Origin of the sequence: Pseudomonas sp. HMSC066A08, from assembly GCF_001813025.1 — a bacterium.
GTDB classification, from domain to species: domain Bacteria; phylum Pseudomonadota; class Gammaproteobacteria; order Pseudomonadales; family Pseudomonadaceae; genus Pseudomonas; species Pseudomonas aeruginosa.
Map to the genome: position 1 here is coordinate 144953 of NZ_KV811290.1, position 14630 is coordinate 159582.

Genomic DNA, 14630 nt, shown 5'->3' on the forward strand with positions numbered 1-14630 from the left:
CGCTTCGCGGCTATGCTCCACGGTGAAGCGCACCGCATCCTCGCGGCACAGGCCGCCACCGGCGACCAGGGTGTCCTCGACGTGGGATTCCACGGTGTCGGTATCGTCCAGCACGGCGGCCACGCCGCCCTGGGCCCAGTAGGTCGAGCCCTGCGACAGTTCGCCCTTGCTGAGGACGGCGATGCGCAGGTGTTCCGGAAGGGTCAGGGCCAGACTCAGGCCGGCGGCGCCGCTGCCGATGACCAGTACATCGTGTTGATAATGTTGGCTCATGCCCGCATTTCCCCGTGGTGGAGCCCTAGTATATAGAAGGGCCTGGCGGCACAATAGCGCACCCCCGCTGCCGGTCCGGCGGATGAGCTGCGGGCCTGTCATCGGCAGGCGTCATCAGAGCGGGGCGATGTAGTGCTGGAACTTTCTTAGACGCATCGGTTCCAAAGCAGGATGCCTGAAGACCTCGTCCGGTTGGCCTACCCAGCGGCACAGAGGCCGGGCCCTGAGCCCGATGCAATCCATTTTCGCGGGGCCCGGACACGATGTCCGGGGCCGCACGTCACGAGCGAGGAAAAAACTCGTGACGCATGCTTGGAGGGGAGAATTTTTGCAAGAAGCCCGAGTCTATCTTGGCAAGACGATTCGCTGGGACGCTCGAAGCTCCTCCAGGTTCGAAGAGGAGCTTTCATGCTAACCCAGGAACAGGATCAGCAACTGGTTGAACGGGTACAGCGCGGAGACAAGCGGGCTTTCGATCTGCTGGTACTGAAATACCAGCACAAGATACTGGGATTGATCGTGCGGTTCGTGCACGACGCCCAGGAAGCTCAGGACGTAGCGCAGGAAGCCTTCATCAAGGCATACCGTGCGCTCGGCAATTTCCGCGGCGATAGTGCTTTTTATACCTGGCTGTATCGGATCGCCATCAACACCGCGAAGAACCACCTGGTCGCTCGCGGGCGTCGGCCACCGGACAGCGATGTGACCGCAGAGGATGCGGAGTTCTTCGAGGGCGACCACGCCCTGAAGGACATCGAGTCGCCGGAACGGGCGATGTTGCGGGATGAGATCGAGGCCACCGTGCACCAGACCATCCAGCAATTGCCTGAGGATTTGCGCACGGCCCTGACCCTGCGCGAGTTCGAAGGTTTGAGTTACGAAGATATCGCCACCGTGATGCAGTGTCCGGTGGGGACGGTACGGTCGCGGATCTTCCGCGCTCGTGAAGCAATCGACAAAGCTCTGCAGCCTTTGTTGCGAGAAGCCTGACACAGCGGCAAATGCCAAGAGAGGTATCGCTATGAGTCGTGAAGCCCTGCAGGAAACTCTGTCCGCTGTGATGGATAACGAAGCGGATGAACTCGAGTTGCGGCGGGTGCTCGCAGCTTGCGGCGAGGATGCCGAGCTGCGTTCCACCTGGTCGCGTTACCAGCTGGCGCGGTCCGTCATGCACCGCGAGCCTACCCTGCCGAAGCTGGATATCGCTGCGGCGGTCTCGGCTGCCCTGGCCGACGAGGCCGCTCCGCCGAAAGCGGAGAAGGGGCCGTGGCGGATGGTCGGCCGCCTGGCGGTCGCCGCCTCGGTGACCCTGGCGGTGCTGGCCGGCGTGCGTCTGTACAACCAGAACGACGCCCTGCCGCAGATGGCGCAACAGGGGACCACCCCGCAGATCGCCCTGCCGCAGGTGAAAGGCCCGGCCGTGCTGGCCGGCTACAGCGAAGAGCAGGGGGCGCCGCAGGTGATCACCAACTCCTCGTCCAGCGATACCCGCTGGCATGAGCAGCGTCTGCCGATCTACCTGCGTCAGCACGTGCAACAATCCGCCGTCAGTGGTACAGAGAGCGCGCTGCCCTACGCTCGGGCAGCCAGCCTGGAAAACCGCTGAGGAGAGACATGCGCACCACCTCCCTGTTGCTTTTGCTTGGCAGCCTGATGGCGGTTCCCGCCACTCAGGCTGCCGACGCTTCCGACTGGCTGAATCGTCTCGCCGAGGCCGATCGCCAGAACAGTTTCCAAGGCACCTTCGTCTACGAGCGCAATGGCAGTTTCTCCACCCATGAGATCTGGCATCGCGTGGAGAGCGATGGCGCGGTTCGCGAGCGCCTGCTCCAGCTCGACGGCGCGCGCCAGGAAGTTGTCCGGGTCGACGGGCGCACCCAGTGCATCAGCGGCGGCCTTGCCGACCAACTGGCAGATGCCCAGTTGTGGCCGGTGCGCAAGTTCGATCCCTCCCAACTGGCTTCCTGGTACGACCTGCGCCTGGTCGGCGAATCCCGTGTTGCCGGCCGCCCGGCAGTGGTCCTCGCGGTGACTCCGCGCGACCAGCATCGCTACGGCTTCGAGCTGCACCTGGACCGCGAGACCGGCCTGCCGTTGAAATCACTGCTGCTGAACGAGAAAGGGCAGTTGCTCGAGCGCTTCCAGTTCACCCAGTTGAATACCGGCGCGGCACCCGCCGAAGACCAGTTGCAGGCGGGCGCCGAATGCCAGGTCGTCGGCCCGGCCAAGGCCGACGGCGAGAAGGCCGTGGCCTGGCGCTCGGAATGGCTGCCGCCAGGTTTCACCCTGACCCGCAGTTTCATGCGTCGCAGTCCGGTCACCCCCGATCCGGTCGCCTGCCTGACCTATGGCGATGGCCTGGCACGATTCTCGGTGTTCATCGAGCCGCTGCACGGTGCCATGGTTGGCGACGCGCGCAGCCAGCTCGGCCCGACCGTGGTGGTTTCCAAGCGCCTGCAGACCGATGACGGCGGCCAGATGGTGACCGTCGTCGGCGAAGTGCCGCTGGGTACCGCCGAGCGGGTGGCGCTGTCCATTCGGCCCGAGGCCGCCGCCCAGAAATGATCGAGGAGCAGGGGCGAGTGGTGGCGACCGAGCCGGGAGCGGTGTGGGTCGAGACCGTGCGCCGCAGTACCTGCTCGTCCTGCTCGGTCAATGCCGGTTGCGGCCAGGGGCTGATGCAGCGCCTGGGCGTCGGCGCGGGGCGTGCCCGGGTGCGCGCGTTGAGCGACCTGAGCCTGCGGGTCGGCGATGCGGTCGTCCTAGGAATTCATGAAGACCTGTTGTTGCGCGCCTCCGTCCTCTTCTATCTTTTCCCTCTGCTCGGGTTTTTCGTGGCAGCATTGCTGGCGACCCGGGCGGGCCTTGTCGAACCTCTGATCATCGTGTCCGGGCTGGCGGGTTTGCTGGCGGCCTGGCTATTGGTGCGTCGGCATGCTCGTCGTCATGCCGATGATCCAGCCTCGCAGCCGGTGGTTCTGCGAGCGCTGATTTCCGGGCCGTCCGATTCGGCCTGAGTCTTTCTCTTCCCTCGAACATCACGGGAGCTGTAGTCGATGCATACCCTAAAACGCTGTATGGCTGCGATGGTGGCCTTGCTGGCCTTGAGCCTGGCGATGACGGCCCGGGCAGAACTGCCGGACTTCACGCCTTTGGTCGAACAGGCGTCGCCGGCGGTGGTGAATATCAGTACGCGGCAGAAGCTGCCGGATCGCGCCATGGCGCGCGGGCAGCTGTCTATCCCCGACCTCGAAGGGCTGCCGCCGATGTTCCGCGACTTCCTAGAGCGCAGCATCCCGCAGGTTCCGCGCAATCCGCGCGGCCAGCAGCGCGAGGCGCAATCGCTGGGCTCCGGCTTCATCATCTCCAACGACGGCTACATCCTCACCAACAACCACGTCGTGGCCGATGCCGACGAGATCCTGGTGCGCCTGTCCGACCGTAGCGAGCACAAGGCCAAGCTGATCGGCGCGGACCCGCGCAGCGACGTGGCGGTGCTGAAGATCGAGGCGAAGAACCTGCCGACCTTGAAACTGGGCGATTCGAACAAGCTGAAAGTGGGCGAATGGGTCCTGGCCATCGGTTCGCCGTTCGGCTTCGATCACTCGGTCACCGCCGGTATCGTCAGTGCCAAGGGGCGTAGCCTGCCGAACGAGAGCTACGTACCCTTCATCCAGACCGACGTGGCGATCAACCCGGGTAACTCCGGCGGTCCGCTGCTGAACCTGCAGGGCGAAGTGGTCGGCATCAACTCGCAGATCTTCACCCGTTCCGGCGGCTTCATGGGCCTGTCCTTCGCCATTCCGATCGATGTCGCGCTGAACGTCGCCGACCAGTTGAAGAAAGCCGGCAAGGTCAGTCGTGGCTGGCTGGGCGTGGTGATCCAGGAAGTGAACAAGGATCTCGCCGAGTCCTTCGGCCTCGACAAGCCGTCCGGCGCACTGGTGGCGCAACTGGTGGAAGACGGCCCGGCGGCCAAGGGTGGTCTGCAGGTGGGCGATGTGATCCTCAGCCTGAACGGCCAGTCGATCAACGAGTCCGCCGACCTGCCGCACCTGGTGGGCAACATGAAACCGGGCGACAAGATCAACCTGGACGTGATTCGCAACGGCCAGCGCAAGTCCCTGAGCATGGCGGTAGGCAGCCTTCCGGACGACGACGAGGAAATCGCCTCGATGGGCGCTCCGGGCGCCGAGCGCAGCAGTAACCGCCTGGGCGTGACCGTCGCCGACCTGACCGCCGAGCAGCGCAAGAGCCTTGATATCCAGGGCGGCGTGGTGATCAAGGAAGTCCAGGACGGTCCGGCCGCGGTCATCGGCCTGCGTCCGGGCGATGTCATCACCCACCTGGACAACAAGGCGGTGACCTCGACCAAGGTCTTCGCCGACGTGGCCAAGGCCCTGCCGAAGAACCGTTCGGTTTCGATGCGGGTGCTGCGCCAGGGACGCGCCAGCTTCATCACCTTCAAGCTGGCCGAATAAGCCGGCTGGCGAAAAAAGGGCGGTTTCCACCGCCCTTTTTCATGCCCGTCAATCCGTTACCTGCGTGACGCCTTGCCCGAGCATCAGGTAAACTCCCCGGCTATTTTTCGGCGGATTGCCGCCCTTGCCCTTTTCGAGTGTGTTGAGCCGTGAGCGACCTGAGCCATATCCGCAATTTCTCCATCATTGCCCATATCGACCATGGCAAGTCGACGCTGGCCGATCGCTTCATCCAGATGTGCGGCGGCCTCTCCGATCGCGAAATGGAGGCCCAGGTCCTGGATTCCATGGACCTGGAGCGCGAGCGCGGGATCACCATCAAGGCCCACAGCGTGACCCTGCACTACAAGGCGCAGGACGGTAAGACCTACCAGCTCAACTTCATCGATACCCCCGGCCACGTCGACTTCACCTACGAAGTCAGCCGCTCGCTGGCCGCCTGCGAGGGCGCGCTGCTGGTGGTGGATGCCGGCCAGGGCGTCGAGGCGCAGTCCGTCGCCAACTGCTACACCGCCATCGAGCAGGGGCTGGAAGTGATGCCCGTGCTGAACAAGATGGACCTGCCCCAGGCCGAGCCGGAGCGGGTGAAAGAGGAAATCGAGAGCATCATCGGCATCGACGCCACCGACGCCGTGGCCTGCAGCGCCAAGAGCGGGATGGGCGTGCTGGAGGTGCTGGAGCGCCTGGTGACCGCCATCCCCGCCCCGGAAGGCGAGATCGAGGCGCCGCTGCAGGCGCTGATCATCGACTCCTGGTTCGACAACTACCTCGGCGTGGTCTCGCTGGTACGGGTGAAGAACGGTCGGGTGAAGAAGGGCGACAAGATCCTGGTGAAGTCCACCGGCAAGGTCCACCAGGTGGACAGCGTCGGGGTATTCACTCCGAAGCACACCGAGACCGTCGACCTGAAGGCGGGCGAGGTGGGCTTCATCATCGCCGGTATCAAGGATATCCACGGCGCGCCGGTGGGCGATACGCTGACCCTGAACAACACGCCGGACGTCGAGGTCCTGCCGGGCTTCAAGCGGGTCAAGCCGCAGGTCTACGCGGGCCTGTTCCCGGTCAGCTCGGACGATTTCGAGGACTTCCGCGACGCTCTGCAGAAGCTGACCCTCAACGACTCGTCGCTGCAATACGAGCCGGAAAGCTCCGAAGCCCTGGGCTTCGGCTTCCGTTGCGGCTTCCTCGGCATGCTGCACATGGAGATCATCCAGGAGCGCCTGGAGCGCGAATACGACCTGGACCTGATCACCACCGCGCCCACGGTGGTCTTCGAGATCGTGCAGAAGAACGGCGAGATCATCTACGTCGACAACCCGTCCAAGCTCCCGGACCTGGCGTCGATCCAGGAAATGCGCGAACCGATCTGCCGCGCCACCATCCTGGTGCCCAAGGACCACCTGGGCAACGTGATCACCCTGTGCATCGAGAAGCGCGGCGTGCAGCGCGACATGCACTTCCTCAGCGGCCAGGTGCAGGTGGTCTACGACCTGCCGATGAACGAGGTGGTGCTCGACTTCTTCGATCGCCTCAAGTCCACCAGCCGCGGCTATGCTTCCCTGGACTACAGCTTCGATCGTTTCGAGCCGTCCAACCTGGTTCGTCTCGACGTGCTGATCAATGGCGAGAAGGTCGACGCCCTCGCCCTGATCGTCCACCGCGACAACGCCCCCTACAAGGGCCGCCAGCTGGTGGAGAAAATGAAGGAACTGATCCCGCGGCAGATGTTCGACGTGGCGATCCAGGCAGCCATCGGTGGGCAGATCATCGCCCGCTCGACGGTCAAGGCGCTCAGGAAGAACGTGCTGGCCAAGTGTTACGGTGGCGACGTGAGCCGTAAACGCAAGCTGCTGGAGAAGCAGAAGGCTGGTAAGAAAAGGATGAAGCAGGTCGGTAGCGTGGAAATTCCCCAGGAAGCCTTCCTCGCCGTGCTCAAAGTGGATAGCTAGAACCCATGACACTCAATTTCCCGTTGTTGCTGGTCATCGCCGTGGCTGTATGCGGCGCCCTGGCCCTGGTCGACCTGGTGCTGTTCGCGCCGCGTCGGCGGGCCGCGATCTCTTCCTATGAAGGGCAGGTGAACGAGCCCGATCCGGCGGTGCTGGAGAAGCTCAACAAGGAACCGCTGCTGGTGGAGTACGGCAAGTCGTTCTTCCCGGTGCTGTTCATCGTGCTGGTGCTGCGTTCCTTCCTGGTCGAACCGTTCCAGATTCCCTCGGGGTCGATGAAACCTACCCTCGAGGTCGGCGATTTCATCCTGGTCAACAAGTTCGCCTACGGTATCCGCCTGCCGGTGCTGGACACCAAGGTGATCCCGATCGGCGACCCGCAGCGCGGCGATGTCATGGTGTTCCGCTATCCCAGCGAACCGAACATCAACTACATCAAGCGCGTGGTCGGCCTGCCCGGTGACACCGTGCGCTACACCAAGGAAAAGCGCCTGTACGTCAACGGCGAGCTGGTGGCGGAGAAACTGGTCGGCGAGGAACCGGGCACCCTGGGCAGCGTGACGCTGTACCAGGAGAAGCTGGGCCAGGCCGAGCACCTGATCCGCAAGGAAATGAGCCGCTATCGCATCGAGCCCGACCGCCAGTGGACCATTCCCGCCGGCCACTACTTCATGATGGGCGACAACCGCGACAACTCCAACGACAGCCGCTACTGGAACGATCCGAAGATCCCCAAGGATCTGCTGGGCATGGTTCCGGACCGCAATATCGTCGGCAAGGCCTTCGCCGTGTGGATGAGCTGGCCCGATCCGAAGATGAGCAACCTGCCGAACTTCTCCCGGGTCGGCGTGATTCACTGACCTGTGCGCAGGTTCGCCACGCGGAAGGGCGCTCCTGCTGAATAATCGCGAAGCGGGGCTGCTCCCGAGGGCAGCCCCGCTTTCACTTCCGCGAACGCCGCCGCAGGGCCCTGCCCGATGGCGTTACCGCTCGCTGGACGGAATAACTACACTGACATGAGGTCCGACATGAGGTTCGCGCGTTCGCAGAAGGGGATGTCCCTGCTGGGGTGGCTGGTGGTGCTGGGCGTGGTGGCGTTCTTCGCCAGCGCCGCATTCAAGATCATCCCGCACTACATGGATTACTACTCGCTGGAGAAGGTGATCACTTCCGTGGAGACCGACAAGGCGGCCGAGGTGCGTTCCGTGCCGGAGTTCTACAGCTACGTCGGCAAGGGGATGCAGATCAACGGCATCCGCAACCTGGACCTGGAGAAGGCCCTGGAGGTGCAACTGGAAGACAACCAATTCCGGGCGCACCTGAAGTATGAAAAACGCGAGCCACTGATCAGCAACATCGACCTGGTGGTCCACTTCGACAAAGAATTCCGTGTACGCATGCCGTGAGTAATTCGCTGGACCGACTCGAGCGCAAGCTCGGCTATACCTTCAAAGACCGGGACCTGATGGTCCTGGCCCTGACCCATCGCAGCTACGCCGGGCGCAACAACGAGCGCCTGGAGTTCCTCGGTGACGCCATTCTCAACTTCGTCATCGGCGAGGCGCTGTTCCACCACTTCCCGCAGGCTCGCGAAGGCCAGCTTTCGCGCCTGCGCGCGCGATTGGTCAAGGGCGAGACCCTGGCCCTGCTGGCGCGCGGCTTCGAGGTGGGCGACTACCTGCGGCTGGGCTCGGGCGAGCTGAAGAGCGGCGGGTTCCGCCGCGAGTCGATCCTCGCCGATGCGATGGAAGCCCTGATCGGCGCCATCTACCTGGATACCGGCATGGACTCCGCGCGCGAGCGGATCATCGCCTGGCTCGGACCGCAACTGCGCGAGCTGACCCCGGTGGACACCAACAAGGACCCCAAGACCCGCCTGCAGGAGTTCCTGCAGTCGCGTGGCTGCGACCTGCCGCGCTACGAGGTGGTGGATATCCAGGGCGAACCCCATTGCCGGACCTTCTTCGTCGATTGCGAAGTGGCCCTGCTGAGCGACAAGACCCACGGGCACGGCGGCAGCCGCCGCATCGCCGAGCAGGTGGCCGCGGCCGCCGCGCTGGTGGCCCTGGGCGTGGAGAATGGCCATGACTGACATGCACGACGACATCCCCGCCGGCAGCCGTTGCGGCTACGTGGCGATCGTGGGCCGCCCCAACGTGGGCAAGTCCACCCTGCTCAACCACATCCTCGGGCAGAAGCTGGCGATCACCTCGCGCAAGCCGCAGACCACCCGCCACAACATGCTCGGGATCAAGACCGAGGGCGAGGTGCAGGCCGTCTACGTCGATACGCCCGGCCTGCACAAGAGCGGCGAGAAGGCCCTCAACCGCTACATGAACCGTACTGCCAGCGCGGCATTGAAGGATGTCGACGTGGTGATCTTCGTGGTCGACCGCACCCGCTGGACCGAAGAGGACCAGATGGTCCTGGAGCGCGTGCAGTACGTCAGTTGCCCGGTGGTGATCGCGGTGAACAAGACCGACCGCATCGAGGAGAAGGCCGACCTGCTGCCGCACCTCGAATGGCTCACCCAGCAGTTGCCGAAGGCCGAGGTAGTACCGATCTCGGCGCAGCACGGGACCAACCTGGACGTGCTGGAGAAGCTGGTCGCCGAGCGTCTGCCGGAAAGCGAGCACTTCTTCCCCGAAGACCAGATCACCGACCGCAGCAGCCGCTTCCTGGCCGCCGAGCTGGTCCGCGAGAAGATCATGCGCCAGCTCGGCGCCGAGCTGCCCTACCAGATCACCGTGGAGATCGAGGAGTTCAAGCAGGAAGGTCGCATCCTGCATATCCATGCGCTGATCCTGGTGGAGCGCGAGGGGCAGAAGAAGATCATCATCGGCGACAAGGGCGAGCGGATCAAAAGCATCGGCCAGAACGCGCGCAAGGACATGGAAGTGCTGTTCGACTCCAAGGTCATGCTCAACCTCTGGGTCAAGGTCAAGGGCGGCTGGTCCGACGACGAGCGCGCCCTGCGCTCGCTGGGCTACGGCGACCTCTGACCGTTCCCGGCAGCCCGGCGCCAGCCGGGCGCCATCCCTCTCGCGCCCGGTCGACCCGCCATGTCCTTCGCCGCCGCCCAAGCCACCTACGTGCTGCATAGCCGGCCGTACAAGGAAACCAGCGCCCTGGTGGACTTCTTCACCCCGCTGGGTCGCCTGCGCGCGGTCCTGCGCGGCGCCCGCGGCAAGGCTGGCGCCCTGGCGCGGCCATTCGTGCCGCTGGAAGCGGAGTGGCGCGGGCGCGGCGAACTGAAGACCGTGGCTCGCCTGGAAGGCGCCGGCATTCCCAACCTGCTCAATGGCCAGGCGCTGTTCAGCGGTCTCTACCTCAACGAGCTGTTGATCCGCCTGTTGCCGGCGGAAGACCCGCAGCCGGAAATCTTCGCCCACTACGCCGCGACCCTGCCGCTGCTGGCGGCGGGGCGACCCATCGAACCGCTGCTGCGCGCGTTCGAATGGCGCCTGCTGGAGCAACTGGGCTATGGTTTCGCTCTCGATGTCGACATCGATGGGCGCCCGATCGAGCCGCAGGCGTTGTACCAGCTTTTGCCAGAGGCCGGCCTGGAACCGGTGGCGCAGCTGCAACCCGGGCTGTTCCAGGGCTCCGAACTGTTATCCATGGCCGACGCCGACTGGAGCGCCCCCGGCGCCCTGGCGGCGGCCAAGCGCCTGATGCGTCAGGCGCTCGCTCCCCATCTGGGCGGCCGGCCGCTGGTCAGCCGCGAGCTGTTCATGAACCGTAAGGAGTCACCCCGTGACTGAAGCCACTCGAATTCTGCTCGGCGTGAACATCGATCACGTCGCCACCCTGCGCCAGGCCCGGGGCACCCGCTATCCGGACCCGGTGAAGGCCGCCCTGGACGCCGAGGAAGCCGGCGCCGACGGTATCACCGTGCACCTGCGCGAGGACCGCCGGCATATCCAGGAACGCGACGTGCGAGTGCTCAAGGAAGTGCTGCAGACGCGGATGAACTTCGAGATGGGGGTCACCGAGGAAATGCTCGCCTTCGCCGAGGAGATCCGACCGGCGCATAGCTGCCTGGTCCCCGAGCGCCGCGAGGAACTGACCACCGAGGGCGGCCTCGACGTCGCCGGCCAGGAACAGCGCATCCGCGACGCGGTGCGACGCCTGGCTGCGGTGGGCAGCGAAGTGTCGCTGTTCATCGATCCCGATCCGCGGCAGATCGAGGCCTCCGCCCGGGTCGGCGCGCCGGCTATCGAACTGCATACCGGTCGCTACGCCGACGCCGAAGACCCCGAGGAGCAGGCCCGTGAGCTGCAGCGGGTACGCGAGGGCGTGGCCCTCGGGCGTTCCCTCGGCCTGATCGTCAACGCCGGGCATGGCCTGCACTACCACAATGTCGAGCCGGTCGCGGCCATCGACGGCATCAACGAGCTGAACATCGGCCACGCCATCGTCGCCCACGCCCTGTTCGTCGGCTTCAGGCAGGCGGTGGCCGAGATGAAAGCGCTGATGCTGGCCGCGGCGGCCAAGCGCTGAGGCAATCGCGCCCCGCGTCCTGTAAACCTTGTTCAGGACGGGATAGAGCCCATGAAAAAGCCCATCCTCGGATGGGCTTTTTCATATCCGCTGTCAGGGCTTGCGCGCCACCAGCGTGGCGCGCATCGGCGCCGGCAGGCCTTCGACGGTTCGCGAACGGTCCTGCGGATCGAGGAATTCCGGCAGCGACTGGAAACGCATCCATTCGGTGGAGCGTTGTTCCTCGACGCTGGTCAGGCTGACGTCGACGCAGCGCGCGTCGGCGAACCCGGCGCGGCGCAGCCAGAGTTCCAGGGCCGCCACCGAGGGCAGGAACCAGACGTTGCGCATCTGCGCGTAGCGGTCCTCGGGCACCAGCACGGTGCTGGCGTCGCCTTCCACCACCAGGGTCTCCAGGACCAGTTCGCCGCCGCGCTTCAGGCAGTCCTTGAGCGCCAGCAGGTGGTCGATGGGCGAGCGACGGTGATAGAGCACGCCCATGGAGAACACCGTGTCGAAGCCTTCGAGCTTCTCCGGCAGGTCTTCCAGGGCCAGCGGCAGGTGCCAGGCGGGCAGCTCCGGCAAGTAGCGCTTGGCGGCGAGGAACTGGCAGAGGAACAGCCAGTTCGGGTCGACCCCCACCACGCTTTCCGCGCCGGCGCCGAGCATGCGCCACTGGTAGTAGCCGTTGCCGCAACCGACGTCGAGGACGCGTTTGCCACGCAGTTCGACATGTGGCGAGACACGCTCCCATTTCCAGTCGGAACGCCATTCGGTATCGACCTGCACGCCGAAGAAGTCGAAGGGCCCCTTGCGCCAGGGAATCAGCCCTTGCAGCGCTTCCTTCACCTGCGCTTGCAGCGCCGCATCGTGGTCGCTGTGCAGGGCGAAGCGCTGGGCCAGTTCGACCTTCGGTGCGGGCACCTGGGGCAGGCGCTGGACCGCGCTCCACCAACGGGCCAGGTCACCGTGGCCCTCCTCGATGCGCGCGGCGATCTGCGCGGGCAGGCTGGTTGCCCAGCCGTACAGCGGCGAGCCGGCAAGGTGTCGCTGGAGGGCGTCGAGGGCGAGGTGCTGGATCATGGCAGGGCGATCATCGAGGCGAAGTTGAGACACTGGAACCATTGGCTGACCCGGCTGAAGCCGGCGGCCAGCAGCCGTTCACGGTGTTCCTCGAAGGTGTCGGGAAGCATGACGTTTTCCAGCGCGCTGCGCTTCTGCGCGATCTCCAGCTCGCTGTAGCCGTTGGCACGCTTGAAGGCGATGTGCAGGTCGGTGAGCAGCGCGTGCTCCTGCGCATCGGCGAAGCGCAGTTTCTCCGAGAGGATCAGCGCGCCGCCGGGCAGCAGCGCCTGGCGGATCCTGCGCAGCAGGCCGAGACGCTGGTCGGGGGCGACGAACTGCAGGGTGAAGTTCATCGCCACCAGCGAGGTAGGTTGCAGGTCCAGGGCAAGAATGTCGGCCTCGATCAGCTCGACCGGCAGCAGCTCCTGGTACATGGCGTCCTGGGCATGCAGGTATTCACGGCAGCGCTCGATCATCGCGTGCGAGTTGTCCACTCCGATCACCCGGCAGCCATCGTTGCGGACGTGGCGGCGCAGCGACTGGGTGACCGCGCCGAGCGAGCAGCCGAGGTCGTAGAGCACGCTGTTCGGCTGGGCGAACTGCGCGCCGAGTACGCCGATGTTCTCGACGATGGTGGGGTAGCCCGGCACGGAGCGCTTGATCATGTCGGGGAACACGCGCACCACGTCTTCGTTGAACACGAAGTCGGCGACACGTTGCTGGGGTTGGGCGAACAGGCGATCGGACTCGCTCACGCGGGTGACCTCGGGCATCACGGCTTTTCAGGGGGCCGAATTGTAGCCGAGGGACGAGCGTCGCCCAACTGCGCGGCGACGATTCACCCAGGCGCGCAGGCGAATCACCTGAGCTTGTCGGAGAAGTACTCTCCCGCGCCCTGCAGCGGACCCAGCGGGTTCTTCTTGTCTTCCAGGCGATGGATGTTCGGTTCGCCGTTGCTGACCTTGTGCACCAGCACGTCGTTGACGAAGACGAACACCGCCTTGAACGACCAGCCCTGCAACTCCCGTTTCTTGCGGAAGTTGAACACGTCCGCCCAGAAGCTGCCGACCCGCTGGGTGTCGGTCTTGCTGAAGTCGAAGGCGTAGCCGATGCAACGGTCCTTCGCTTCCAGGCATTGCACCAGGCCGCCCGGCAGGTAATCGATGGGGATGTTCGGCTGGATGAACATGAGCCGCACGTCGATGAACGACAGCATGCGGCCGTTACCCTGGGTCAACGGATCGAAGCCCAGCCCGAACAACTGCGAACGGGTCGTGCTGCCGGGTTGCGCCTGGGAATAACGCAGTTCGGCATCGAGGTAGTCGACGAAGGGGGATTGGACTTCCGCTCGTTCGCTGGGCAGCAGGCTGCCGCAGGAGGAAACGAAGACAGTGGATGCCCAGAGCAGTGAGTAACGAAGAGCGATGCCCATGACGCGCCTCCTTTCGGTGCCGTCGTAGATTGAGTAATAGACGACGCCAAAAAGGCCTGCCGGAATTTATTCAATCGGCTGAAAGCAGCGTGGTTGCTGGTCTGGCGGCGGATTTCCGGCGGTCCGGAAAGTCATTCGAAAGAAAGCCTATAGCGCTCGCCGAGGACCTTCAGGGTGCCTTCGCGACGCAGTTGACGCAGCCCTTCGTCGAGTTCCGCGAGACGCGCGTCGACCTCCGGCAGGTGCGGGCTGAGGCCGACGTGCAGCGGCTGCCGCCCGGGCAGTTCGCCGGCGCGGCGGACCTGTCCGGCGAGCTGCGGATGATGCTCCAGGTAGTGCTCGATGATGTCGCGGTCTTCCAATAGCACGTCGATGCGGCCGAGCAGCAGTTTCTGCAGGTTGCGCGGCAGCACGCGCTCGCCGCCGAGGACCTGCAGGTGCAGGTCGTCGTCGCCGGCCTGGCTGCGCCAGGCTTCGAAGCGCGGATTGTTCACGTAGCCCTGGGCGAGGCCCAGGCGCTGGCCGAGCAGGGAAGCATCCCCGGAGTAGTGCCAGTCGCTGTCGTGGCGGGTGTAGAAGGCCAGCCCGACCCAGCCGATGGGCTCGCTGCCGACCCGCAGGCCGTCGAGTCCATAGGCGCCGACCAGGCCGTCGCGATGGCCGTCGCGGACCATCTGCACGGCGCGCGGCCAGGGCAGGCTGTCGAAGTGCGGTGGCTCCCGAAGGACCTGGCTGAGTGCCTCGACCAGGTAGCCGGGCCGCTGCGGCGTGCCAGGGCACAGGTAGGGGCAGCCGTCGTCGCCTGCGAAGCGCAACGGTTCGGCCAGCGTGGGCAGAGGAGCGGCGCAGGACAGGGCGAGCAGGACGAAGGAGGCGCGGAGCATGGAGTCCTCGGGGCGACGGGGCCTGCCAGGATAGGCCAGGTCGCCACGGCGCAGGACGTCGGTC

The 14630-nt window shown here is 65.1% G+C and carries 17 protein-coding genes; 12 read left to right on the forward strand and 5 right to left on the reverse strand.

Going from position 1 to position 14630, the window contains the following annotated elements:
* A partial coding sequence (locus HMPREF2886_RS09920; RefSeq protein ID WP_139148403.1) for an FAD-dependent oxidoreductase occupies positions 1 to 273 on the reverse strand: 273 nt, incomplete at its 3' end.
* 408 nt (positions 274 to 681) lie between these two features.
* On the opposite strand from HMPREF2886_RS09920, the gene rpoE reads away from it, so the two are divergent.
* From rpoE to pdxJ, 12 genes are all read left to right on the forward strand, one after another.
* Positions 682 to 1263 (forward strand): RNA polymerase sigma factor RpoE/AlgU, encoded by a 582-nt coding sequence (rpoE, locus tag HMPREF2886_RS09925; protein WP_003085543.1) that lies wholly within the window; start codon positions 682 to 684, stop codon positions 1261 to 1263.
* 31 nt (positions 1264 to 1294) lie between these two features.
* Complete coding sequence (gene mucA / locus HMPREF2886_RS09930) at positions 1295 to 1879, forward strand: anti-sigma factor MucA (protein WP_003101958.1); 585 nt, start codon at positions 1295 to 1297, stop codon at positions 1877 to 1879.
* Between the two features lie 8 nt (positions 1880 to 1887).
* A complete protein-coding gene (gene mucB, locus HMPREF2886_RS09935; RefSeq protein ID WP_015503450.1) occupies positions 1888 to 2838 on the forward strand; it encodes a sigma factor AlgU regulator MucB in 951 nt (316 codons plus the stop codon).
* Entirely contained in the window at positions 2835 to 3290 is a 456-nt protein-coding gene (gene mucC, locus HMPREF2886_RS09940; RefSeq protein ID WP_070747221.1) for an alginate biosynthesis regulator MucC, read from the forward strand. Before mucB ends, mucC begins: the two co-directional genes overlap by 4 nt.
* Positions 3291 to 3329: 39 nt before the next feature.
* Positions 3330 to 4754, forward strand: a complete 1425-nt coding sequence (mucD, locus tag HMPREF2886_RS09945; protein WP_003114183.1) for a serine protease MucD — start codon at positions 3330 to 3332, stop codon at positions 4752 to 4754.
* A gap of 149 nt (positions 4755 to 4903) precedes the next feature.
* Complete coding sequence (gene lepA, locus HMPREF2886_RS09950; RefSeq protein ID WP_003085555.1) at positions 4904 to 6703, forward strand: translation elongation factor 4; 1800 nt, start codon at positions 4904 to 4906, stop codon at positions 6701 to 6703.
* Positions 6704 to 6708: 5 nt separating this feature from the next.
* Positions 6709 to 7563, forward strand: coding sequence for a signal peptidase I (gene lepB, locus HMPREF2886_RS09955; protein WP_003101969.1), 855 nt, complete (start codon positions 6709 to 6711; stop codon positions 7561 to 7563).
* Positions 7564 to 7731: 168 nt separating this feature from the next.
* Positions 7732 to 8109, forward strand: coding sequence for a DUF4845 domain-containing protein (locus tag HMPREF2886_RS09960; protein ID WP_003085562.1), 378 nt, complete (start codon positions 7732 to 7734; stop codon positions 8107 to 8109).
* On the forward strand, positions 8106 to 8795 hold the full coding sequence (rnc, locus tag HMPREF2886_RS09965) for a ribonuclease III (protein ID WP_003085565.1): 690 nt from the start codon (positions 8106 to 8108) through the stop codon (positions 8793 to 8795). Before HMPREF2886_RS09960 ends, rnc begins: the two co-directional genes overlap by 4 nt.
* Complete coding sequence (era, locus tag HMPREF2886_RS09970; protein ID WP_070747223.1) at positions 8788 to 9705, forward strand: GTPase Era; 918 nt, start codon at positions 8788 to 8790, stop codon at positions 9703 to 9705. The genes rnc and era overlap by 8 nt, the downstream gene beginning before the upstream one ends.
* Positions 9706 to 9765: 60 nt before the next feature.
* Positions 9766 to 10467 carry a DNA repair protein RecO gene (gene recO, locus HMPREF2886_RS09975; protein ID WP_033972529.1) on the forward strand — a complete coding sequence of 234 codons (702 nt, stop codon included), beginning with the start codon at positions 9766 to 9768 and terminating at the stop codon, positions 10465 to 10467.
* Complete coding sequence (gene pdxJ, locus HMPREF2886_RS09980) at positions 10460 to 11206, forward strand: pyridoxine 5'-phosphate synthase (RefSeq protein WP_014603231.1); 747 nt, start codon at positions 10460 to 10462, stop codon at positions 11204 to 11206. Before recO ends, pdxJ begins: the two co-directional genes overlap by 8 nt.
* 93 nt (positions 11207 to 11299) lie before the next feature.
* On the opposite strand, the gene cmoB is transcribed toward pdxJ, so the two are convergent.
* The 4 genes from cmoB to HMPREF2886_RS10000 all read right to left on the reverse strand — a co-directional run bounded on the left by cmoB (position 11300) and on the right by HMPREF2886_RS10000 (position 14566).
* Positions 11300 to 12268 (reverse strand): tRNA 5-methoxyuridine(34)/uridine 5-oxyacetic acid(34) synthase CmoB, encoded by a 969-nt coding sequence (cmoB, locus tag HMPREF2886_RS09985; RefSeq protein ID WP_003085573.1) that lies wholly within the window; start codon positions 12266 to 12268, stop codon positions 11300 to 11302.
* The gene (gene cmoA, locus HMPREF2886_RS09990; RefSeq protein ID WP_070747372.1) at positions 12265 to 13005 is read right to left on the reverse strand and encodes a carboxy-S-adenosyl-L-methionine synthase CmoA; all 741 of its coding nucleotides are present in this window, start codon (positions 13003 to 13005) and stop codon (positions 12265 to 12267) included. The genes cmoB and cmoA overlap by 4 nt, the downstream gene beginning before the upstream one ends.
* Positions 13006 to 13109: 104 nt before the next feature.
* On the reverse strand, positions 13110 to 13682 hold the full coding sequence (locus tag HMPREF2886_RS09995; protein WP_070747225.1) for a hypothetical protein: 573 nt from the start codon (positions 13680 to 13682) through the stop codon (positions 13110 to 13112).
* A gap of 131 nt (positions 13683 to 13813) precedes the next feature.
* Positions 13814 to 14566: a substrate-binding periplasmic protein gene (locus HMPREF2886_RS10000; RefSeq protein WP_033978437.1), complete on the reverse strand. Its 753-nt coding sequence runs from the start codon at positions 14564 to 14566 to the stop codon at positions 13814 to 13816.
* Positions 14567 to 14630: the final 64 nt, after the last annotated feature.

Excerpts from the sequence above, each read along its gene's own strand:
- rpoE (WP_003085543.1), top strand. The coding sequence starts at position 682 with ATGCTAACCCAGGAACAGGATCAGCAACTGGTTGAACGGGTACAGCGC.
- mucA (WP_003101958.1), top strand. The coding sequence starts at position 1,295 with ATGAGTCGTGAAGCCCTGCAGGAAACTCTGTCCGCTGTGATGGATAAC.
- mucB (WP_015503450.1), top strand. The coding sequence starts at position 1,888 with ATGCGCACCACCTCCCTGTTGCTTTTGCTTGGCAGCCTGATGGCGGTT.
- mucC (WP_070747221.1), top strand. The coding sequence starts at position 2,835 with ATGATCGAGGAGCAGGGGCGAGTGGTGGCGACCGAGCCGGGAGCGGTG.
- mucD (WP_003114183.1), top strand. The coding sequence starts at position 3,330 with ATGCATACCCTAAAACGCTGTATGGCTGCGATGGTGGCCTTGCTGGCC.
- lepB (WP_003101969.1), top strand. The coding sequence starts at position 6,709 with ATGACACTCAATTTCCCGTTGTTGCTGGTCATCGCCGTGGCTGTATGC.
- HMPREF2886_RS09960 (WP_003085562.1), top strand. The coding sequence starts at position 7,732 with ATGAGGTTCGCGCGTTCGCAGAAGGGGATGTCCCTGCTGGGGTGGCTG.
- era (WP_070747223.1), top strand. The coding sequence starts at position 8,788 with ATGACTGACATGCACGACGACATCCCCGCCGGCAGCCGTTGCGGCTAC.
- recO (WP_033972529.1), top strand. The coding sequence starts at position 9,766 with ATGTCCTTCGCCGCCGCCCAAGCCACCTACGTGCTGCATAGCCGGCCG.
- cmoB (WP_003085573.1), bottom strand. The coding sequence starts at position 12,268 with ATGATCCAGCACCTCGCCCTCGACGCCCTCCAGCGACACCTTGCCGGC.
- HMPREF2886_RS09995 (WP_070747225.1), bottom strand. The coding sequence starts at position 13,682 with ATGGGCATCGCTCTTCGTTACTCACTGCTCTGGGCATCCACTGTCTTC.
- HMPREF2886_RS10000 (WP_033978437.1), bottom strand. The coding sequence starts at position 14,566 with ATGCTCCGCGCCTCCTTCGTCCTGCTCGCCCTGTCCTGCGCCGCTCCT.